Source organism: Marinomonas sp. IMCC 4694, assembly GCF_008122525.1.
Lineage (GTDB): Bacteria > Pseudomonadota > Gammaproteobacteria > Pseudomonadales > Marinomonadaceae > Marinomonas.
The window spans coordinates 2,732,410-2,751,205 of the sequence record NZ_VSRV01000001.1 but is presented as its reverse complement, the minus strand read 5'-3'; the positions used below and the strand labels follow the sequence as shown (position 1 = coordinate 2,751,205).

Annotated in this window: 11 protein-coding genes, 4 tRNA genes and 3 rRNA genes; 17 read left to right on the top strand and 1 reads right to left on the bottom strand. The window is 47.2% G+C overall.

Features of this window, described 5'->3' with window-relative positions:
• Positions 1-29 precede the first annotated feature (29 nt).
• The 8 genes from alr (at position 30) to FXV75_RS12435 (ending at position 6,161) form a co-directional block, all read left to right on the top strand.
• Positions 30-1,127: an alanine racemase gene (gene alr / locus FXV75_RS12470; RefSeq protein WP_148833835.1), complete on the top strand. Its 1,098-nt coding sequence runs from the start codon at positions 30-32 to the stop codon at positions 1,125-1,127.
• Between the two features lie 245 nt (positions 1,128-1,372).
• Positions 1,373-3,991, top strand: a complete 2,619-nt coding sequence (gene alaS, locus FXV75_RS12465; RefSeq protein WP_148833834.1) for an alanine--tRNA ligase — start codon at positions 1,373-1,375, stop codon at positions 3,989-3,991.
• Positions 3,992-4,064: 73 nt separating this feature from the next.
• Entirely contained in the window at positions 4,065-5,306 is a 1,242-nt protein-coding gene (locus tag FXV75_RS12460; RefSeq protein WP_148833833.1) for an aspartate kinase, read from the top strand.
• A gap of 142 nt (positions 5,307-5,448) precedes the next feature.
• Complete coding sequence (csrA, locus tag FXV75_RS12455; RefSeq protein WP_148833831.1) at positions 5,449-5,637, top strand: carbon storage regulator CsrA; 189 nt, start codon at positions 5,449-5,451, stop codon at positions 5,635-5,637.
• A gap of 57 nt (positions 5,638-5,694) precedes the next feature.
• Positions 5,695-5,784, top strand: a tRNA-Ser gene (locus FXV75_RS12450).
• A 57-nt stretch (positions 5,785-5,841) separates the two neighbouring features.
• A tRNA-Arg gene (locus FXV75_RS12445) sits at positions 5,842-5,918 on the top strand.
• Positions 5,919-5,962: 44 nt separating this feature from the next.
• Positions 5,963-6,039 (top strand) — tRNA-Arg (locus tag FXV75_RS12440).
• A gap of 45 nt (positions 6,040-6,084) precedes the next feature.
• A tRNA-Arg gene (locus FXV75_RS12435) sits at positions 6,085-6,161 on the top strand.
• A 31-nt stretch (positions 6,162-6,192) separates the two neighbouring features.
• On the opposite strand, the gene FXV75_RS12430 is transcribed toward FXV75_RS12435, so the two are convergent.
• Entirely contained in the window at positions 6,193-7,215 is a 1,023-nt protein-coding gene (locus FXV75_RS12430; RefSeq protein ID WP_262368547.1) for a tRNA dihydrouridine synthase, read from the bottom strand.
• Between the two features lie 150 nt (positions 7,216-7,365).
• On the opposite strand from FXV75_RS12430, the gene FXV75_RS12425 reads away from it, so the two are divergent.
• The 9 genes from FXV75_RS12425 (at position 7,366) to tnpC (ending at position 18,792) form a co-directional block, all read left to right on the top strand.
• Positions 7,366-7,626, top strand: a complete 261-nt coding sequence (locus tag FXV75_RS12425; protein ID WP_148833829.1) for an OadG family protein — start codon at positions 7,366-7,368, stop codon at positions 7,624-7,626.
• 39 nt (positions 7,627-7,665) lie between these two features.
• On the top strand, positions 7,666-9,465 hold the full coding sequence (gene oadA, locus FXV75_RS12420; protein ID WP_148833827.1) for a sodium-extruding oxaloacetate decarboxylase subunit alpha: 1,800 nt from the start codon (positions 7,666-7,668) through the stop codon (positions 9,463-9,465).
• Between the two features lie 18 nt (positions 9,466-9,483).
• Complete coding sequence (locus FXV75_RS12415) at positions 9,484-10,656, top strand: sodium ion-translocating decarboxylase subunit beta (protein WP_148833825.1); 1,173 nt, start codon at positions 9,484-9,486, stop codon at positions 10,654-10,656.
• A gap of 499 nt (positions 10,657-11,155) precedes the next feature.
• Positions 11,156-12,697, top strand: a 16S ribosomal RNA gene (locus tag FXV75_RS12410).
• A gap of 374 nt (positions 12,698-13,071) precedes the next feature.
• A 23S ribosomal RNA gene (locus tag FXV75_RS12405) occupies positions 13,072-15,982 on the top strand.
• A 183-nt stretch (positions 15,983-16,165) separates the two neighbouring features.
• Positions 16,166-16,280 (top strand): 5S ribosomal RNA (rrf, locus tag FXV75_RS12400).
• The 16S, 23S and 5S rRNA genes sit together here, the layout of an rRNA operon.
• 237 nt (positions 16,281-16,517) lie before the next feature.
• Entirely contained in the window at positions 16,518-16,802 is a 285-nt protein-coding gene (tnpA, locus tag FXV75_RS12395; RefSeq protein WP_148831031.1) for an IS66 family insertion sequence element accessory protein TnpA, read from the top strand.
• The gene (tnpB, locus tag FXV75_RS12390; protein ID WP_148831032.1) at positions 16,802-17,146 is read left to right on the top strand and encodes an IS66 family insertion sequence element accessory protein TnpB; all 345 of its coding nucleotides are present in this window, start codon (positions 16,802-16,804) and stop codon (positions 17,144-17,146) included. The genes tnpA and tnpB overlap by 1 nt, the downstream gene beginning before the upstream one ends.
• A gap of 26 nt (positions 17,147-17,172) precedes the next feature.
• Positions 17,173-18,792 carry an IS66 family transposase gene (gene tnpC, locus FXV75_RS12385; RefSeq protein ID WP_222863082.1) on the top strand — a complete coding sequence of 540 codons (1,620 nt, stop codon included), beginning with the start codon at positions 17,173-17,175 and terminating at the stop codon, positions 18,790-18,792.
• Positions 18,793-18,796: the final 4 nt, after the last annotated feature.

Here is an 18,796-nt window from a genome sequence, read left to right as displayed (position 1 = left end):
CAATGTAATACAGTATTTAAGGGGCAACAATGGCAAGGCCACTCACGGCGACGGTAGATCTTGAGGCGATTTTGCAGAACTACCGCTATGCGAAAAAACAGCAACCCACGTGTAAGGCGCTTGCGGTCGTAAAAAGTAATGCGTACGGACATGGTGCGGTCGAAGTGTCTCGCTACCTAGATAAAGAAGCGGATGCCTTTGCCGTCGCGGCGATTGAAGAAGCAATCACGTTGCGCGAAGCAGGTATTGTGTCCCCCATTCTATTGCTAGAAGGGGTGTTTGAAGGGGATGAATGGGGCTTGTGTGAAAAACACGGTTTTTGGGCTGCCCTAGAGAATACGCAACAATTGAACGAGTTGGTTGCCAGTCAAGCCAAGATCGATAAGGTTTTTTTAAAGCTGGATTCTGGCATGCACCGTTTAGGGGTTGATAAAGAAACCGCGCCGACTTTTGTGCGAGCATTAAAAGAAACGGGTCAAGTGGGCGAAGTGGTTTTGATGACGCACTTTGCTTGCGCCGATGATGTGTCTGATTTAACCACTATTCAACAACTGGCCTATTTCGAGCAAGCGCGTCAGTCAATTGGTGACATCGATGCGAGTGTTGCGAATTCAGCGGCCATTATGAAATGGAGTGTGCCAGAAGGCGGGTGGATTCGTCCTGGCATCATGTTGTATGGCATTTCGCCCTTTGCAGAAGTCAGTGGTCGTGCTTTAGGGCTGCGTCCAGCCATGACTTTATCGACTAAAATTATTTCTACGCGTCAGCTAAAAAAAGGTGACAAAGTAGGCTATGGCTTAGGGTATATGGCGGCGGAAGATCATGTGTTGGCAACCATCGCGGTAGGTTACGGAGACGGTTATCCTCGTCACGCGCAAAATGGCACGCCATTACAAATCAACGGACAACCGGCTTGTTTAGCCGGACGGGTTTCTATGGACATGCTCACGGTTCGTATGCAAGATTATTCCGCGGTACCTGCCATGGGAGAGGATGTTGTGTTGTGGGGCGGTGATGTGCCTGTCGAAGAAGTGGCAGATCATGCCGGAACCATTGGCTATGAGTTAGTAACACGTATGACGTCACGTCCTTACTATCGTTACCTCCGTGGCGAAGCGTCACAATAATACCGATAAACCTTTCCGCTAAAGGTAAGCAAACGTCGACAAATATCACTAATTCGAACCTTTGCTTACCTTGCGCACAAAATAACCGTCAAATTACGACGGTTTCTTTTGAAAACACCCATCCTTTGCGTGTACTATTTTGTGCTTTTCGTTGCATCGAATAGGCTTGTACTGTGCTTTAGTACGGCTTTGCCTTTCACGCAATCCAATTCGTCCCGACATTAGAGATAGAGACTCATCCCATTATGAAGAGTTCTGAGTTACGCCAATCATTTTTATCATTTTTTGAAAGTAAACAGCATCAGATTGTGGAGTCCAGCTCCCTGATTCCTGGAAACGATCCAACCTTGCTGTTCACTAACGCCGGTATGGTGCAATTTAAAGACGTGTTTTTAGGGGAGGATATTCGCCCTTACACGCGAGCGACGACGTCGCAGCGCTGTGTGCGAGCCGGTGGTAAGCACAACGATCTAGAAAACGTCGGTTACACGGCGCGTCATCATACTTTTTTTGAAATGTTGGGCAACTTCAGTTTTGGCGATTATTTTAAAAAAGAAGCCATTGCGTATGCGTGGGAATTTTTGACCGATGTTTTAAAACTGCCAAAAGAAAAGCTTTTGGTCACCGTGTACGCAGATGACGACGAAGCGTTTGATTTTTGGCATGAGTCTATCGGTGTACCGAAAGAAAAAATCATTCGAATTGGCGACAACAAAGGCGGTCGCTATCAATCGGATAACTTTTGGGCGATGGGTGATACAGGGCCATGCGGTCCTTGTTCCGAAGTTTTCTATGATCACGGTGAGCATATTTGGGGTGGGCCTCCAGGGTCTCCTGAAGAAGATGGCGACCGTTTCATTGAAATTTGGAACGTAGTTTTCATGCAGTTCAACCGTTCTGTCGATGGCACTATGGCGCCGTTGCCTAAGCCTTCTGTTGATACTGGTATGGGGTTGGAGCGTATCGCCGCGATTTTGCAAGGCGTACACAGTAACTACGAAATCGACCTGTTTCAAAATCTGATCAAAGCCGCGGCTAAACTAGTGGGAACAAATGACCTAAGCGCTCAATCTTTGCGTGTGATCGCCGACCACATTCGTTCATGTGCGTTTATGATCGTCGATGGCATTATTCCTTCCAATGAAGGCCGTGGTTATGTGTTACGCCGTATTATTCGTCGTGCGATTCGTCACGGTAACAAGCTGGGTCAAAAAGGAGTGTTCTTCCATAAATTAGTGGACGCACTGGACGCTGAAATGGGCGAAGCTTACCCAGAATTGACCAAGTTAAAAGACCGTATTGCGTCCATCTTACTAAAAGAAGAAGAGCAGTTTGCCAAGACCCTTGATCAAGGGATGAAAATTTTAGAAGAAGCCATCGCGGGTTTGGGCGATGCGAAAGTGATTCCTGGCGAAACTGTGTTTAAGCTGTACGACACCTATGGTTTTCCTGCGGATTTAACCAACGACGTGGCGCGTGAAAACGCATTAGAAATCGACGAAGTCGGCTTTGAATCAGCGATGGACGCACAGCGTGCCCGTGCTCGTTCGGCCAGTAATTTCTCTATGGACATGTCAGGCAGCGTAAAGCTGGATACGGTCACTGAGTTTACCGGTTACGACAATCTGAGCGGTGCTTGCGAAGTCGAGATGATCCTTGTTGATGGCGCACCAGTTGATGCGATCGAAGCCGGTCAAGTGGCCGCCATCGTATTAAAAAGTACGCCATTTTACGCAGAATCGGGTGGTCAGATTGGTGATCAAGGTTGGTTGCGTGGTGCGGGCGCATTTAAAGTGTCCAATACAGCAAAACAAGGCAAAGCGCATTTGCACCTTGGTGATCTAAAAGAGGGTCGCTTGTCCGTAGGCGATCACATTACGGGCGAAGTCGATCGTTCTTTGCGCATGGCAACGACATTGAATCACTCCGCGACACATTTGATGCACGAAGCCTTGCGTCGCGTGTTGGGTGATCATGTTTCTCAAAAAGGCTCCTTGGTGAATCCAGAACGCTTGCGTTTTGATTTTTCACATTTTGAAGGTGTTACCGCGACAGAGATTGAACAGATTGAAGACATGGTAAACGAACAAATTCGTTTAAATCGCGCCGTTGAAACCGACATTATGGATGTGGAGTCAGCGAAAGCCAAAGGCGCCATGGCCTTGTTTGGTGAAAAGTACGACAGCGAAGTACGTGTTCTGACCATGGGTGCGGATTACTCCATTGAATTATGTGGTGGCACCCATGTGAATCGTACCGGTGATATTGGTTTCTTCAAAATTCTTACGGAAAGCGGCATTGCGGCTGGCGTACGTCGTATTGAAGCGGTGACGGGTAAAGTGGCGATCGATACGACTCGCCAAACAGAGTCTGTTCTAAACAATATTGCGAATCTGGTTAAAGGTAACAAAGACAGTGCGTTAGATAAAGTGGTTGCTTTGAATGACCAAGCGCGTAGCTTGCAAAAAGAGCTGGATATATTGAAGGGCAAAATGGCCGCGTTGGCCGGTGCAGACTTGGCGTCTCAAGCGGTAGTGATCAATGGCGGTAAGCTGTTAGTGGCTCAAGTTGAAGTAGAGGATCCAAAGGCCTTACGTGATCTGCTTGATGAGCTGAAAAGTACACTTGAATCAGCCGTTATTTTGTTGGCAGCGGTGAACGATGGCAAGGTAAGTCTGATTGCTGGTGTGACCAAAGAGCTGACTAAGCAAGTGAAAGCGGGTGACCTTATTAAAATGGTTGCGCCTTTGGTAGATGGCAAAGGCGGTGGTCGCCCAGACATGGCGCAAGCGGGTGGTAATAACCCTGATGGTTTGTCAGCGGCTCTTGATTTGGTGCCGGCTTGGGTTGCTGAAAGAGTGTAAATTGATCCGTTTCTAAAAGGCTTCGGTTTTGATTTTTTGATTTCTGCTTTTTGATTTGAATAATGGAAAAATTATGGCGTTGTTAGTTCAAAAATACGGTGGCACCTCGGTTGGTACAATTGAGCGTATCGAGGCGGTTGCGGATCGAGTGTTAAGGCACAAACAGCAAGGCGATGGCATTGTGGTGGTGGTGTCTGCCATGAGCGGTGAAACCAACCGACTCATCGAGTTGGCAAGAAGTATCAGCCCGTCACCTAGTGCGCGTGAAATGGATGTGTTGTTGTCGACGGGAGAGCAGGTGACGATTGCGCTTTTATCGATGGCTTTAATGAAGCGTGGCCTAGATGCGCGTTCTTACACCGGCTCGCAAATTCGTATTACGACCGACAACGCTCATGGTAAAGCGCGTATTCAAAAAATCGATACCGAAGCCATGCGCTCAGATTTAGATGCGGGTCGTGTGATTGTCGCGGCAGGCTTTCAAGGGGCTGATGAGTTTGGCAATATCACGACGTTAGGTCGTGGTGGTTCTGATACTACCGGTGTGGCTTTGGCCGCAGCGTTAAAAGCAGATGAGTGTCAGATTTATACCGATGTCGACGGGGTTTACACAACCGACCCTAGGGTTGTCGATAGCGCTCGTCGTTTAGAAAAAATTACCTTCGAAGAGATGCTGGAGATGGCCAGTTTAGGCTCTAAAGTATTGCAAATTCGCTCGGTAGAGTTTGCTGGTAAATATCAAGTGCCGCTTAGGGTTTTGTCGAGCTTTATCGACGGTGAAGGCACATTAATTACAACAGAGGGGAGTAATGGGATGGAGCAGCCAGCAGTATCTGGAATTGCGTTTAATAGAGATGAAGCTAAGCTGACTTTGAAAGGTGTGCCGGATATTCCAGGTATCGCATCTCGCATTCTTGGTCCTATCAGCGATGGAAACATCGAAGTGGATATGATTGTACAAAACGTTTCGGTTGATGGGACGACAGATTTCACTTTTACCGTCCACCGAAATGAATACGATCAAGCATTAAAAATATTAAATGATATTTCTGCGGAGTTAGGGGCTAAAGCGGTCTTATCTGACGCGAAAATTGCCAAGGTGTCTATTGTGGGGGTTGGCATGCGATCCCATGCCGGCGTTGCAAGTACTATGTTTAGAGCATTGGCGGCGGAATCTATTAACATCCAACTTATTTCTACATCTGAAATTAAGGTGTCAGTGATTATCGCTGAAAAGTACATGGAGCTGGCTGTTCGATCATTACATTCTGCGTTTAAATTGAATGAAATGCCATCAGGCGTCCGTGAGGCTTAACAATTGGATACAATTTATTCTGACCGTAAGGATGGTTTAATTTGTTTTGGGCGGCTACAATCCACTTTGTAGGAATTATCCTACAAAGTATGTAAGTAAGTTCTACAAAATAAATACTATAAAGTTAACACAGGGAGATTTTATGCTTATTCTTACTCGTCGAGTTGGTGAAACACTAATGGTTGGTGATGAAGTTTCTGTTACCGTATTAGGTGTGAAAGGTAATCAAGTACGTATCGGTATTAATGCGCCAAAAGATGTTTCGGTTCATCGCGAAGAAATTTACCTTCGTATTCAAAAAGAACAAGATGGTGACGTTACCGAAGATTAATTTCAAAAAAAACTTTACAGGGCTGCTGAGTCGTATATAATGCGCCCCACTTGTTACGGAGAGTTGGCCGAGTGGCCGAAGGCGCTCCCCTGCTAAGGGAGTATGGGGTGAAACTCATCGAGGGTTCGAATCCCTCACTCTCCGCCATTTCAAGTTTGTTTTTCTAAGACTTCTGTCTGAGCAAGAAAAACAATTGATGGTTATGCACCAGTAGCTCAGCTGGATAGAGTACTCGGCTACGAACCGAGCGGTCAGAGGTTCGAATCCTCTCTGGTGCACCATTTTAATATGTTAAGTTCATGACTTTTTTGTAAGTTGTTATATTGCACCAGTAGCTCAGCTGGATAGAGTACTCGGCTACGAACCGAGCGGTCAGAGGTTCGAATCCTCTCTGGTGCACCATCTAAAGTAATATGATTCCGAATTTTGTTTCAGAGCCTAATATATGCACCAGTAGCTCAGCTGGATAGAGTACTCGGCTACGAACCGAGCGGTCAGAGGTTCGAATCCTCTCTGGTGCACCACTTCTTGTTTTATTATTTGATCACCCCTCTTTTACTGCTGTGATATCCTTTCAAAAACATGTGTTAATTCTTTTGTGCTGTTGCAGCGCCGTAATGTTTGAAGTTCGTCTTTTATCTCACTAAAACCAAATCGCAAATGTCCGCACCATTGTTTTAATCGGCCTAATGTCATTACTTCATCGTAATGTTGCTTAAGTTCTTCTGTGTAGCTTATAAAGAGAGGAGTGAGTGACGCTGCTGTTATGTGGCTTTTTTTTCCGTCTAAGGTATCGCGAATCTGCTGGAAAACAAAAGGGTTGTTGAGTGACCCTCGACCGATCATAAAATGCTGACACCCTGAAATGGACCGACAGCGTAGTAGTGATGCTGAATCTGTGATGTCGCCATTAGCAACCACAATCATTTTAGTTGCCTGTTGAATGGCTCCGATTTTTTCCCATCTAGCGGGTGGCTTGTAGCCGTCTTTTTTTGTTCGGCCATGAATGGTGAGAAGTTGTGTTCCAGCAGCTTCGATCGCGGCAACATTGTCGAACAGTAAGTTTTCATCTTCGTATCCCAACCGTATTTTAGCTGAAATTGGAATGTCTGAGGGTAGTGTCTTTCTTATGGCATGCATAATATCGTATAGGGCGTCCGGCGTTTGCAGTAAAACCGATCCTCCTCCGTGCCCATTAACGCGCTTTGCTGGGCAGCCAAAATTAACGTCTATGTGGTGTGCGCCAGATTCAACCGCATTTAGTGCGCTTTGTGCCATAAGATCAGGATTGCTGCCTAGTAGTTGTGTCCGCACTGGGTGGTGGTTCTGAGTGCTGGCTTGGTGTTGATTTTCTGGGATCATACGACGGAAGCTGGATGCGGGAATAGGGTATTGAGTAACGCGCACGAATTCGGAAACAAGATAATCCATGCCGCCAATTTTTGATAGTAGGTTTCTCATCGTGTGGTCCATAACGCCTTCCATGGGGGCAACAGCCAATACTAAGGCGTCTTTTTTTATGGTGATGTTGGGTGTTGGGTGGTTGATATTTGAATGTGTTATGTATGAATTGTTCACGAAATAAGTCTAACTGTTATGTAAAAAAAATATGAAACTGTTCTGGTTTGTGATAAAAACTAACTATCTAAATTAAACAGTGCTATTGGGTGTGCATCTGATCACATTAGAACATCACACACAAGGCAAGATGAAAAAGGTGCTAACACGATGAATGGATTACTTGAAGATGGTATAGGCTTGATGATTTTAGGAATGGGTTTTGTCTTCCTATTTTTGGCCATATTGATTTTTGCGACGGGCTATATGTCGAAGTTACTAAATCATTTTTTTCCTGAAGTGTCGGTGCCTGCGGCGACAAAATCAACTTCAGTTAAGGCGTCCCCAGCTTCTGTTGCCATTGTTGACGCCCATATGACGGCGGTCATTACAGCGGCTATTCATCAGCACAGAAATAATAAAAAATCCTAATCTTTTCAAACTAATCTTCCAATTTTCCGAGGCTGGAACATGACAACTACTAAGCAACCTCTTGGCATTACTGATGTCGTTTTACGTGACGCTCACCAATCTTTGTTTGCAACTCGTATGCGCATTGACGATATGCTACCTATTGCAGAAAAGCTGGACCAGGTTGGCTTTTGGTCACTTGAGTCTTGGGGTGGCGCTACATTTGATGCTTGCATTCGTTTTATTGGTGAAGACCCTTGGGAGCGTATTCGAGAGTTGAAAAAAGCGATGCCTAAGACGCCTCAGCAGATGTTGTTGCGCGGTCAAAACTTACTGGGTTATCGTCATTACGCTGACGATGTGGTGACCAAGTTTGTTGAGCGTGCTGCTTTTAATGGCGTTGATGTCTTTCGTATCTTTGATGCGATGAACGACCCGCGTAACCTCGAAACAGCGATTAAAGCCGTCAAACAGCAAGGTAAGCATGCGCAAGGTACGCTTTCATACACCAAAAGCCGAGTGCATACGACTCAAAATTGGGTGGATTACGCCAAGACGCTAGAAGATATGGGGGCGGACTCCATCGCTATTAAGGATATGTCTGGCATTTTGACACCATACGATGCCTTTGAGTTAGTTAGTTTGTTGAAAGCTCAGACTCAGCTGGAGGTGCAATTGCATGCACATGCTACGTCGGGTTTGTCGGATATGACGATACTTAAAGCGATTGAGGCAGGCGTTGATCGTGTTGATACAGCTATTTCCTCTATGTCAATGACATACGGGCATACAGCGACAGAGTCAGTTGTGGCTGCATTGCAGGGTACAGATCGTGACACCGGTTTAGATTTAGAGTTATTAGAAGATATTGCGGCTTATTTTCGTGACGTTAGAAAGAAGTATGCAAAATTTGAAGGCTCCCTTCGTGGTACGGATTCCCGTATTTTGATTGCTCAAGTGCCTGGCGGTATGTTGACGAACATGGAAAGTCAGTTAAGAGAGCAGGGTGCTGCTGATAAATTCGATGAGGTTCTCAAGGAGATCCCTAAGGTTCGTGAAGATTTGGGTATGATTCCTCTTGTAACGCCTACATCGCAAATTGTTGGGACGCAAGCGGTGTTAAATGTGTTGACCGGTGAGCGATATAAATCCATTTCAAAAGAAACCGCAGGCATATTAAAAGGTGAATACGGTGCCGCTCCAGCAGAATTTAATAAAGAACTGCAGGCTCGGGTGCTTGAGGGAGCAAAAGCTATTACTTGTCGCCCCGCTGATTTGTTGTCACCAGAAATGAGTAAGTTGACGGAAGAGTTACTCGGTCTGTCTAAAGAAAAAAGCATTCAGTTAGCGGATGATCAAATTGATGACGTGTTAACGTATGCCTTGTTTCCTCAAATAGGTCTTAAATTCTTACAGAATCGTGGCGATGCGAGTGCTTTTGAGCCAGTTCCTGGGCAGGATGGTATGACAGATAGCCAGTTACCAGCAAATAAGGCGGTTTCAGGTGAGGCGAGTGTTTATACCGTATCGGTGTCCGGGCAAAGTTATGTCGTTCAGGTGTCAGAGGGTGGTGATGTTACAAACATTCATCCTGTTGCTGCAGCTTCCGGTGCGCCAACCCAAGAATCTGCGGCTAGTGTTCAATCCTCGGGCGAGGAGGTTCCTTCGCCTTTAGCAGGTAATATTTTCAAAGTGCTGGTGTCGCCAGGTCAGCAAGTTGAAGAAGGTGATACGGTGATTATTTTGGAAGCGATGAAAATGGAAACAGAGATTTCTGCGCCTAAGTCCGGTGTGGTTGGTGCCATCAATGTAAAGGAAGGTGACTCTGTGCAAGTGGGTCAATCGCTTCTAACTTTATAACCTAGGAAAACATAGAAAATGGAACATAAGTTACTCAATTTATATCACGATACAGGCATTTATCAACTAGCGCCTGGGCAGTTCGTTATGATCTGTGTGGGTTTGTTGTTAGTCTATTTAGCGATTAAAAAAGGCTTTGAGCCGCTATTGCTTTTACCTATCGGTATTGGTGCGGTATTAGTTAATATCCCTGGTGCTGGATTCATGGCGGCGCCAGTGTACGACGCGGCGGGTCATATGACGTCCCCAGGTGGTTTGCAATACTATATATACCACGGAGGTATTGAGACCGGACTATTTCCTTTGTTGATATTCATGGGGGTGGGTGCAATGACCGACTTTGGCCCCATGTTAGCTAACCCTAAAACATTATTATTAGGCGCTGCGGCTCAATTTGGTATCTTTGCAACCGTGATTGGGGCGGTTCTATTGGGTGCGTCAGGGATTATGGACTTTACTTTGGCGGATGCCGCAGCAATAGGTATCATTGGCGGTGCTGATGGTCCAACGGCAATATTTGTGGCTAGTCGATTGGCGCCAGACCTTTTAGGGGCAATAGCTGTCGCTGCGTATTCTTATATGGCACTGGTTCCTCTTATACAGCCACCTATTATGCGAGCACTGACGTCAAAAGAAGAGCGCTCTATTAAAATGGTTCAGTTGCGACCTGTAACAAAAAAAGAAAAAATCGTTTTTCCAATTGTCGTTGTTCTTTTGGTTGCTATGTTTTTACCATCGGCAGCTCCATTGCTTGGGATGTTCTGTTTCGGTAATTTAATGCGTGAATGCGGTGTTGTGGATCGTTTGAGTGATACGGCACAAAATGCTTTGATTAATATAGTGACTATCTTTTTAGGCTTGGGTGTTGGTTCAAAACTGAGCTCTGAAGATTTTTTGAATTTAGAAACGCTAGGTATTTTAGGTTTAGGTTTGGTTGCCTTCTCTATAGGTACTGCTGCCGGTATATTGATGGCGAAGTTGATGAATCGTTTTTCTACGGAAGCAATTAATCCATTAATAGGGGCTGCAGGTGTTTCGGCTGTGCCTATGGCGGCGCGCGTAGCGAATAAAGTGGGTCTGGAGGCGAATAAACAGAACTTCCTCTTAATGCATGCGATGGGGCCAAATGTTGCTGGTGTTATTGGTTCTGCTGTGGCCGCGGGCGTAATGTTGAGCTATGTGGGTGGTTAAATAAACTTAGTCATTATGTTGTCTGAAAAAGACGCTTCGGCGTCTTTTTTTGTTTTTGGCGAATTTGTGACGTCTATTTAAGGGTGTTTTGGGTGTTTTTTAAACGATGTTGGTGTTGTTATGAATTTATTCAAATTAATCGCACTTTTCTTCAAAAAAGGGTTGCACTAAATCTGTAGATCCTTAATATACGCCCTCGCTGACACGGACAAGGCTTCAGAGCAACGAAGACCAAGTTCAACATACTAGATTAAGTTCTGGTTTGGTTATCAAGTCAGCACGCTCTTTAAAATAGATAATCAGATAATTTGTGTGGGCGCTCGCTGGAGGCTTCAGAAGATTGACATGGTTGCTTAGTTTACTAAGTGGTTGTGAGCGATCAAAAAAATTGAAGTCTTACGAGAGTCTACAAGCAATCGCTTTATGTTGGTTTGTTGTCTTAGGATGATGGACTGATTAAGTTAAATTGTTAGTGTAAAGATTTGAGTGAGCAAACTTTTAACTGAAGAGTTTGATCATGGCTCAGATTGAACGCTGGCGGCAGGCTTAACACATGCAAGTCGAGCGGAAACGAAGGTAGCTTGCTACCAGGCGTCGAGCGGCGGACGGGTGAGTAACGCGTAGGAATCTGCCTAGTAGAGGGGGACAACATGTGGAAACGCATGCTAATACCGCATACGCCCTGAGGGGGAAAGGAGGGGATCACTTGTGACCTTCCGCTATTAGATGAGCCTGCGTGAGATTAGCTAGTTGGTAGGGTAAAGGCCTACCAAGGCGACGATCTCTAACTGGTCTGAGAGGATGACCAGTCACACTGGGACTGAGACACGGCCCAGACTCCTACGGGAGGCAGCAGTGGGGAATATTGGACAATGGGCGCAAGCCTGATCCAGCCATGCCGCGTGTGTGAAGAAGGCCTTAGGGTTGTAAAGCACTTTCAGGGGTGAGGAAGGGTGAGTCGCTAATATCGACTTATCTTGACGTTAGCCCCAGAAGAAGCACCGGCTAACTCTGTGCCAGCAGCCGCGGTAATACAGAGGGTGCAAGCGTTAATCGGAATTACTGGGCGTAAAGCGCGCGTAGGTGGTTTGTTAAGTCTGATGTGAAATCCCAGGGCTCAACCTTGGAATGGCACCGGATACTGGCTAGCTAGAGTATGGTAGAGGGGTGTGGAATTTCCTGTGTAGCGGTGAAATGCGTAGATATAGGAAGGAACATCAGTGGCGAAGGCGACACCCTGGACTAATACTGACACTGAGGTGCGAAAGCGTGGGGAGCAAACAGGATTAGATACCCTGGTAGTCCACGCCGTAAACGATGTCTACTAGCCGTTGGGTTGTAATGACTTAGTGGCGCAGCTAACGCAATAAGTAGACCGCCTGGGGAGTACGGCCGCAAGGTTAAAACTCAAATGAATTGACGGGGGCCCGCACAAGCGGTGGAGCATGTGGTTTAATTCGACGCAACGCGAAGAACCTTACCTACTCTTGACATCCACAGAAGCCGAAAGAGATTTTGGTGTGCCTTCGGGAACTGTGAGACAGGTGCTGCATGGCTGTCGTCAGCTCGTGTTGTGAAATGTTGGGTTAAGTCCCGTAACGAGCGCAACCCTTATCCTTATTTGCCAGCACTTCGGGTGGGAACTTTAAGGAGACTGCCGGTGACAAACCGGAGGAAGGTGGGGACGACGTCAAGTCATCATGGCCCTTACGAGTAGGGCTACACACGTGCTACAATGGCGTATACAGAGGGCGGCGAGCTAGCGATAGTGAGCGAATCCCAGAAAGTACGTCGTAGTCCGGATTGGAGTCTGCAACTCGACTCCATGAAGTCGGAATCGCTAGTAATCGTGGATCAGAATGCCACGGTGAATACGTTCCCGGGCCTTGTACACACCGCCCGTCACACCATGGGAGTTGATTGCTCCAGAAGTAGCTAGCTTAACCCTTCGGGGATGGCGGTTACCACGGAGTGGTCAATGACTGGGGTGAAGTCGTAACAAGGTAGCCCTAGGGGAACCTGGGGCTGGATCACCTCCTTAAACGATAGAAACCTCTGGTGAGCGTTCACACAAATTATCTGATGATACTCTTGATGAATGGTCTTATTCATCAGCCTGTATGATATCTATTTAAAGATTAGGATAGAGTCCTAAGCAAGACACTACGTCATCTTACGCCTTCGGTGTTGGGTGATTTTTAGTCTCTGACTTAGTGCTTTGCACTAAACTTGCTCTTTAACAATTCGAATTTTGAAATAACGATAAATCAAGCGTTAAACCGGTGGAAGCTCACTTTAACCTAGTGACTTCTATTATCGTAAATCCAGAGGGGTACAAAAGCCCTTTGGTATGTGATTCTAAAATACATAAGAACAAACCTTGTTTGATTTTATGAAAACTATTTTGGGTTATATGGTCAAGTGACCAAGCGTGCACGGTGGATGCCTTGGCAGTCAGAGGCGATGAAGGACGTGGTAATCTGCGAAAAGCTTGGGGGAGTCGATAAACAGACTGTGATCCCAAGATGTCCGAATGGGGAAACCCACTCTACTTGTAGAGTATCCCACAGTGAATACATAGCTGTGTGGAGGCGAACCCGGGGAACTGAAACATCTAAGTACCCGGAGGAAAAGAAATCAACCGAGATTCCCTAAGTAGCGGCGAGCGAAAGGGGATTAGCCCTTAAGTGGTTTTGGTGTTAGTAGAAGGCTCTGGAAAGAGTCGCCGTAGAGGGTGATAGCCCCGTATACGAAAACACCTTAATCATGAAAACGAGTAGGACGGGACACGTGTTATCCTGTCTGAATATGGGGGGACCATCCTCCAAGGCTAAATACTCCTGACTGACCGATAGTGAACCAGTACCGTGAGGGAAAGGCGAAAAGAACCCCTGTGAGGGGAGTGAAATAGATCCTGAAACCGTGTACGTACAAGCAGTGGGAGCGGACTTGTTCCGTGACTGCGTACCTTTTGTATAATGGGTCAACGACTTATTTTCAGTAGCAAGGTTAAGCATGTAGTGGAGCCGTAGGGAAACCGAGTCTTAATAGGGCGTTTAGTTGCTGGGAATAGACCCGAAACCGGGCGATCTATCCATGAGCAGGTTGAAGGTTGGGTAACACTAACTGGAGGACCGAACCCACATCCGTTGAAAAGGCTGGGGATGACTTGTGGATAGGAGTGAAAGGCTAATCAAGCTCGGAGATAGCTGGTTCTCCTCGAAAGCTATTTAGGTAGCGCCTCGTATCTCACCATTGGGGGTAGAGCACTGTTTGGGCTAGGGGGTCATCCCGACTTACCAACCCCATGCAAACTCCGAATACCAATGAGTGCAATTACGGGAGACACACAGCGGGTGCTAACGTCCGTTGTGGAAAGGGAAACAACCCAGACCGTCAGCTAAGGTCCCAAAGTTACAGTTAAGTGGGAAACGATGTGGGAAGGCTTAGACAGCTAGGAGGTTGGCTTAGAAGCAGCCATCCTTTAAAGAAAGCGTAATAGCTCACTAGTCGAGTCGGCCTGCGCGGAAGATATAACGGGGCTAAAACTGTACACCGAAGCTACGGATGCTTAATTGCTGTTTACAGTAATGGGCATGGTAGAGGAGCGTTCTGTAAGCCGTTGAAGGTCAAGCTGTAAGGCAGGCTGGAGGTATCAGAAGTGCGAATGTTGACATGAGTAACGATAAGGGGAGTGAAAAACTCCCCCGCCGGAAGACCAAGGTTTCCTGTCCCATGTTAATCAGGGCAGGGTGAGTCGGCCCCTAAGGCGAGGCAGAAATGCGTAGTCGATGGGAAACAGGTTAATATTCCTGTACTCGTGCATATTGCGATGGAGAGACGGAGAAGGCTAGGCCAGCACAGCGATGGTTGTCTGTGTTTAAGGCGGTAGGTTGGGTGCTTAGGCAAATCCGGGCACCCCCCTTTAGTGGGAAGACCGAGAACTGACGACGAGCCCTCTTTTGGGTGAAGTGGTTGATGCCATGCTTCCAGGAAAAACTTCTAAGCTTCAGATATGCAGGAACCGTACCCCAAACCGACACAGGTGGTCAGGTAGAGAATACCAAGGCGCTTGAGAGAACTCGGGTGAAGGAACTAGGCAAAATGGTACCGTAACTTCGGGAGAAGGTACGCCGGTTAGTGTGAAGGACTTGCTCCGTAAGCATTGATCGGTCGAAGATACCAGGTGGCTGCGACTGTTTATTAAAAACACAGCACTCTGCAAACACGAAAGTGGACGTATAGGGTGTGACGCCTGCCCGGTGCTTGAAGGTTAATTGATGGGGTTAGCGCAAGCGAAGCTCTTGATCGAAGCCCAAGTAAACGGCGGCCGTAACTATAACGGTCCTAAGGTAGCGAAATTCCTTGTCGGGTAAGTTCCGACCTGCACGAATGGCGTAACGATGGCCACACTGTCTCCACCCGAGACTCAGTGAAATTGAAATCGCAGTGAAGATGCTGTGTATCCGCGGCTAGACGGAAAGACCCCGTGAACCTTTACTATAGCTTCACAGTGAACTTTGAACCTACTTGTGTAGGATAGGTGGGAGGCTTTGAAGCGGTGACGCCAGTTACCGTGGAGCCACTCTTGAAATACCACCCTGGTATGTTTGAGGTTCTAACTCAGGTCCCTTATCGGGATCGAGGACACTGTGTGGTGGGTAGTTTGACTGGGGCGGTCTCCTCCCAAAGAGTAACGGAGGAGCACGAAGGTGTGCTCAGCATGGTCGGAAATCATGCATAGAGTGTAAAGGCAAAAGCACGCTTAACTGCGAGACAGACACGTCGAGCAGGTACGAAAGTAGGTCTTAGTGATCCGGTGGTTCTGTATGGAAGGGCCATCGCTCAACGGATAAAAGGTACTCCGGGGATAACAGGCTGATACCGCCCAAGAGTTCACATCGACGGCGGTGTTTGGCACCTCGATGTCGGCTCATCACATCCTGGGGCTGAAGCCGGTCCCAAGGGTATGGCTGTTCGCCATTTAAAGTGGTACGCGAGCTGGGTTTAGAACGTCGTGAGACAGTTCGGTCCCTATCTGCCGTGGACGTTTGAGATTTGAGAGGAGCTGCTCCTAGTACGAGAGGACCGGAGTGGACGAACCTCTGGTGTTCCGGTTGTCACGCCAGTGGCATTGCCGGGTAGCTATGTTCGGACGGGATAACCGCTGAAAGCATCTAAGCGGGAAGCCTCCCTTAAGATAAGATCTCACTGGGACCTAAGTCCCCTAAAGAGCCGTTCGAGACTAGGACGTTGATAGGTTGGGTGTGTAAGTGCTGTGAGGCATTGAGCTAACCAATACTAATTGCTCGTGAGGCTTGACCATATAACACCAAAGTGGTTTTTAGATGAGAAGAGAAAAAAAACTCAAATCATCAGAATGAGACACATAGAATTACGATAAAGCATCAACCATGATGAACATCGGTTTAACCTTGATTACGTTATTTCAAAACAAGAATTGTTGAAGATCAAGCATCCTATTCGCGTGAAAACGCAAACAGAATTGCTTGACGATCATAGAGGCGTTGAACCACCTGATCCCATCCCGAACTCAGAAGTGAAAAGCGCCATCGCCGATGGTAGTGTGGGAGATCCCATGTGAGAGTAGGTCGTCGTCAAGCTTTAAACACTAAGAAGCCCCATACAGCCAGCGCTGTGTGGGGTTTTTTTATGCAGATAAGCATGTGAGAGACAGATCGTCTCAAGCTTTAAACACAAAAAAGCCCCATACAGCGTAAGCGTCACTATATCCACTCCTAAAACGTAAGCGTTCATTCCACGCCGTTATTTCATCTCATCTTTTCTCACTCTAAACTGGGCTCCGTTTTCATCTCATAACCGATAACGGAGTCCTGCTCATGACCAAGCCTTATACCCGTCGTTCTTCTTCTGAATGGCAACAAATCATTGATGATCAAGCCGAGTCTGGCTTGTCCGCCCCTCAATACTGCAAACAACATCAAGTGCGTTACGCCAGTTTTAGCAAATGGCGTCAGCATTTTTCGGGAACGAAAACCTCGCCAGATTCTAGTCAATCAGACTTTATCGATCTCAGTCAGATGCCTGCTCTCTCAGGTACTGGACGTTGGAATATTACCTTGTGCTTAGGTGATGGTATTGAACTCCGATTGAGTCGTGACTGATGTTCCTGCCCGATCCCAATGCTAAAATTTGGCTCTACGCTAAACCTACCGATATGCGTAAGTCTTATTGTGGTTTGTTAGGGCTGATCAAACAGCACCTCAAGGAAAGCCCACTCATCGGGTATTTTGTGTTCATTAACCGCCGTAAAACGCAGATGAAAATCCTTTATTTTGAAGCCTCGGGTTACTGCATCTGGTGCAAACGACTGTCTCAGGGGCAGTTCAACTATGCGCCATCAGAAAACGATAAACACGCTCTCAGCACACTGGAATTACAGCATCTGTTGGCGGGCATAAAAGTCGAAAAATATCGTCAATTTAAGCGCTACAAACGCGCATCTTAAAGGGTTGGATGGTATAATCCAACCCCATGAACGACGCCACTTATCGACCTATTTTACCCTTTAAAAACACCGATTTGCTTCACACGAATGAGGTCGAAAAGCTGCGCGCTGAAGTTGAGGCGATGTCTTTTAGAATCCGTCAATACGAAGCCGAAGTGTGGGCACTAAAACGCGAGTTGTTCGGACCGAAAAGTGAACGTCGAGGCTTACTCACGCCAGACCAACAAGCCCTCGCCGATATCGTGGGTCCGATGCCAGCTGAGCTAACCCGCTTAGAAGACGCGTCCACCGTTGAGAAGGACAAGCCTGAGTCGGTCAGTGTTCGGGGCAAAGCCCCCAAGTCTCGTAACGGCAATGAAATCAACCTCACCGGACTGCGTTTTGACGAAACCATCCCCGTTCGTGAAAAGGTGATTCTAGCGGACGAACTGCAAGGCCCCAATGCGCACGAATACGAAGCCGTGGGCTTCAAAGAAGTCAGCTGCATCGTACAAAAAACCAGTGCTTACGAAATCGTGATTACCAAGCGCCAAGTGGTCAAACACAAAGCCAGCAAACAGCTTATTACCGCGCCACAGCCGGATAGGATTTTTGACAGCTCTGTCGCGGATGTCAGCTTTATCGTTGGCTTACTGATCAACAAGTTCCTGTATCATTTACCGCTTTATCGTCAACACCAACAACTGAGTGCCGCTGGCATCACCCTCAGCCGTGCGACGCTGACGAACCTCACCAAACGCGGGATCGAACTGCTACGACCGATTGTCATAGAACAGCTCATCAGCGTACTGGACAGCAACACACTCGCCATGGACGAAACGCCTATCAAAGTCACCCGACAGCCTGGGGTAGGCAATAAACCCGGCAAAATGAAACAAGCCTATTTTTGGCCAGTGTATGGTGACAAAGACGAAGTGGTGTTTACCTTCTCCCAAAGTCGCGGCATGAAACACATCCAAGACTTGTTGGATCATGTTTGGCAAGGCACCTTGCTGACCGATGGCTATGCGGCGTATAGCCGCTACGAAGCCAAATCGCCAGACATCACCCATGCCCAGTGCTGGGTGCACATGCGTCGTCAGCTGCTAAAAGCTGAAAGGGAAGAAACCGACGCCGTCACGCACGCGCTGAACCTGATTGCGGCCTTATATAAACAGGAAAGCCATATCCAACAAAAAGGCTGGACGGGTGAGAAAAAACAAGACTACCGAGCGCAACACAGCAAGCCTTTAGTGGATCAATTTTTTGCCTTCTGCGAAGAGCAAAGTCAACGGGCCGACCTGCTGCCAGACGATAGCTGGATGAAAGCGTTGAACTACACCTTAAAGCGCAAACGCCAACTGATGGTCTTCTTAGAAAATCCCGATGTTGCCATGGACACTAACCACCTAGAGCGAGAGATAAGACCCATCCCGATGGGTAAGAAAAACTGGCTTTTCTGTTGGACAGAACTGGGCGCCGAACACGTTGGCATCATCCAAAGCCTAATCAGCACCTGCAAGCTGCACGACATCGACCCTAACGTCTACCTGACGGATGTCTTGCAACGAGTCAGCCAACACCCAGCAAAAGACACCGCCGACCTGACCCCAAGACGATGGAAACACCTGTTTGCAGACAACCCGTTAAAATCGCCATTGCTCTGAGTCA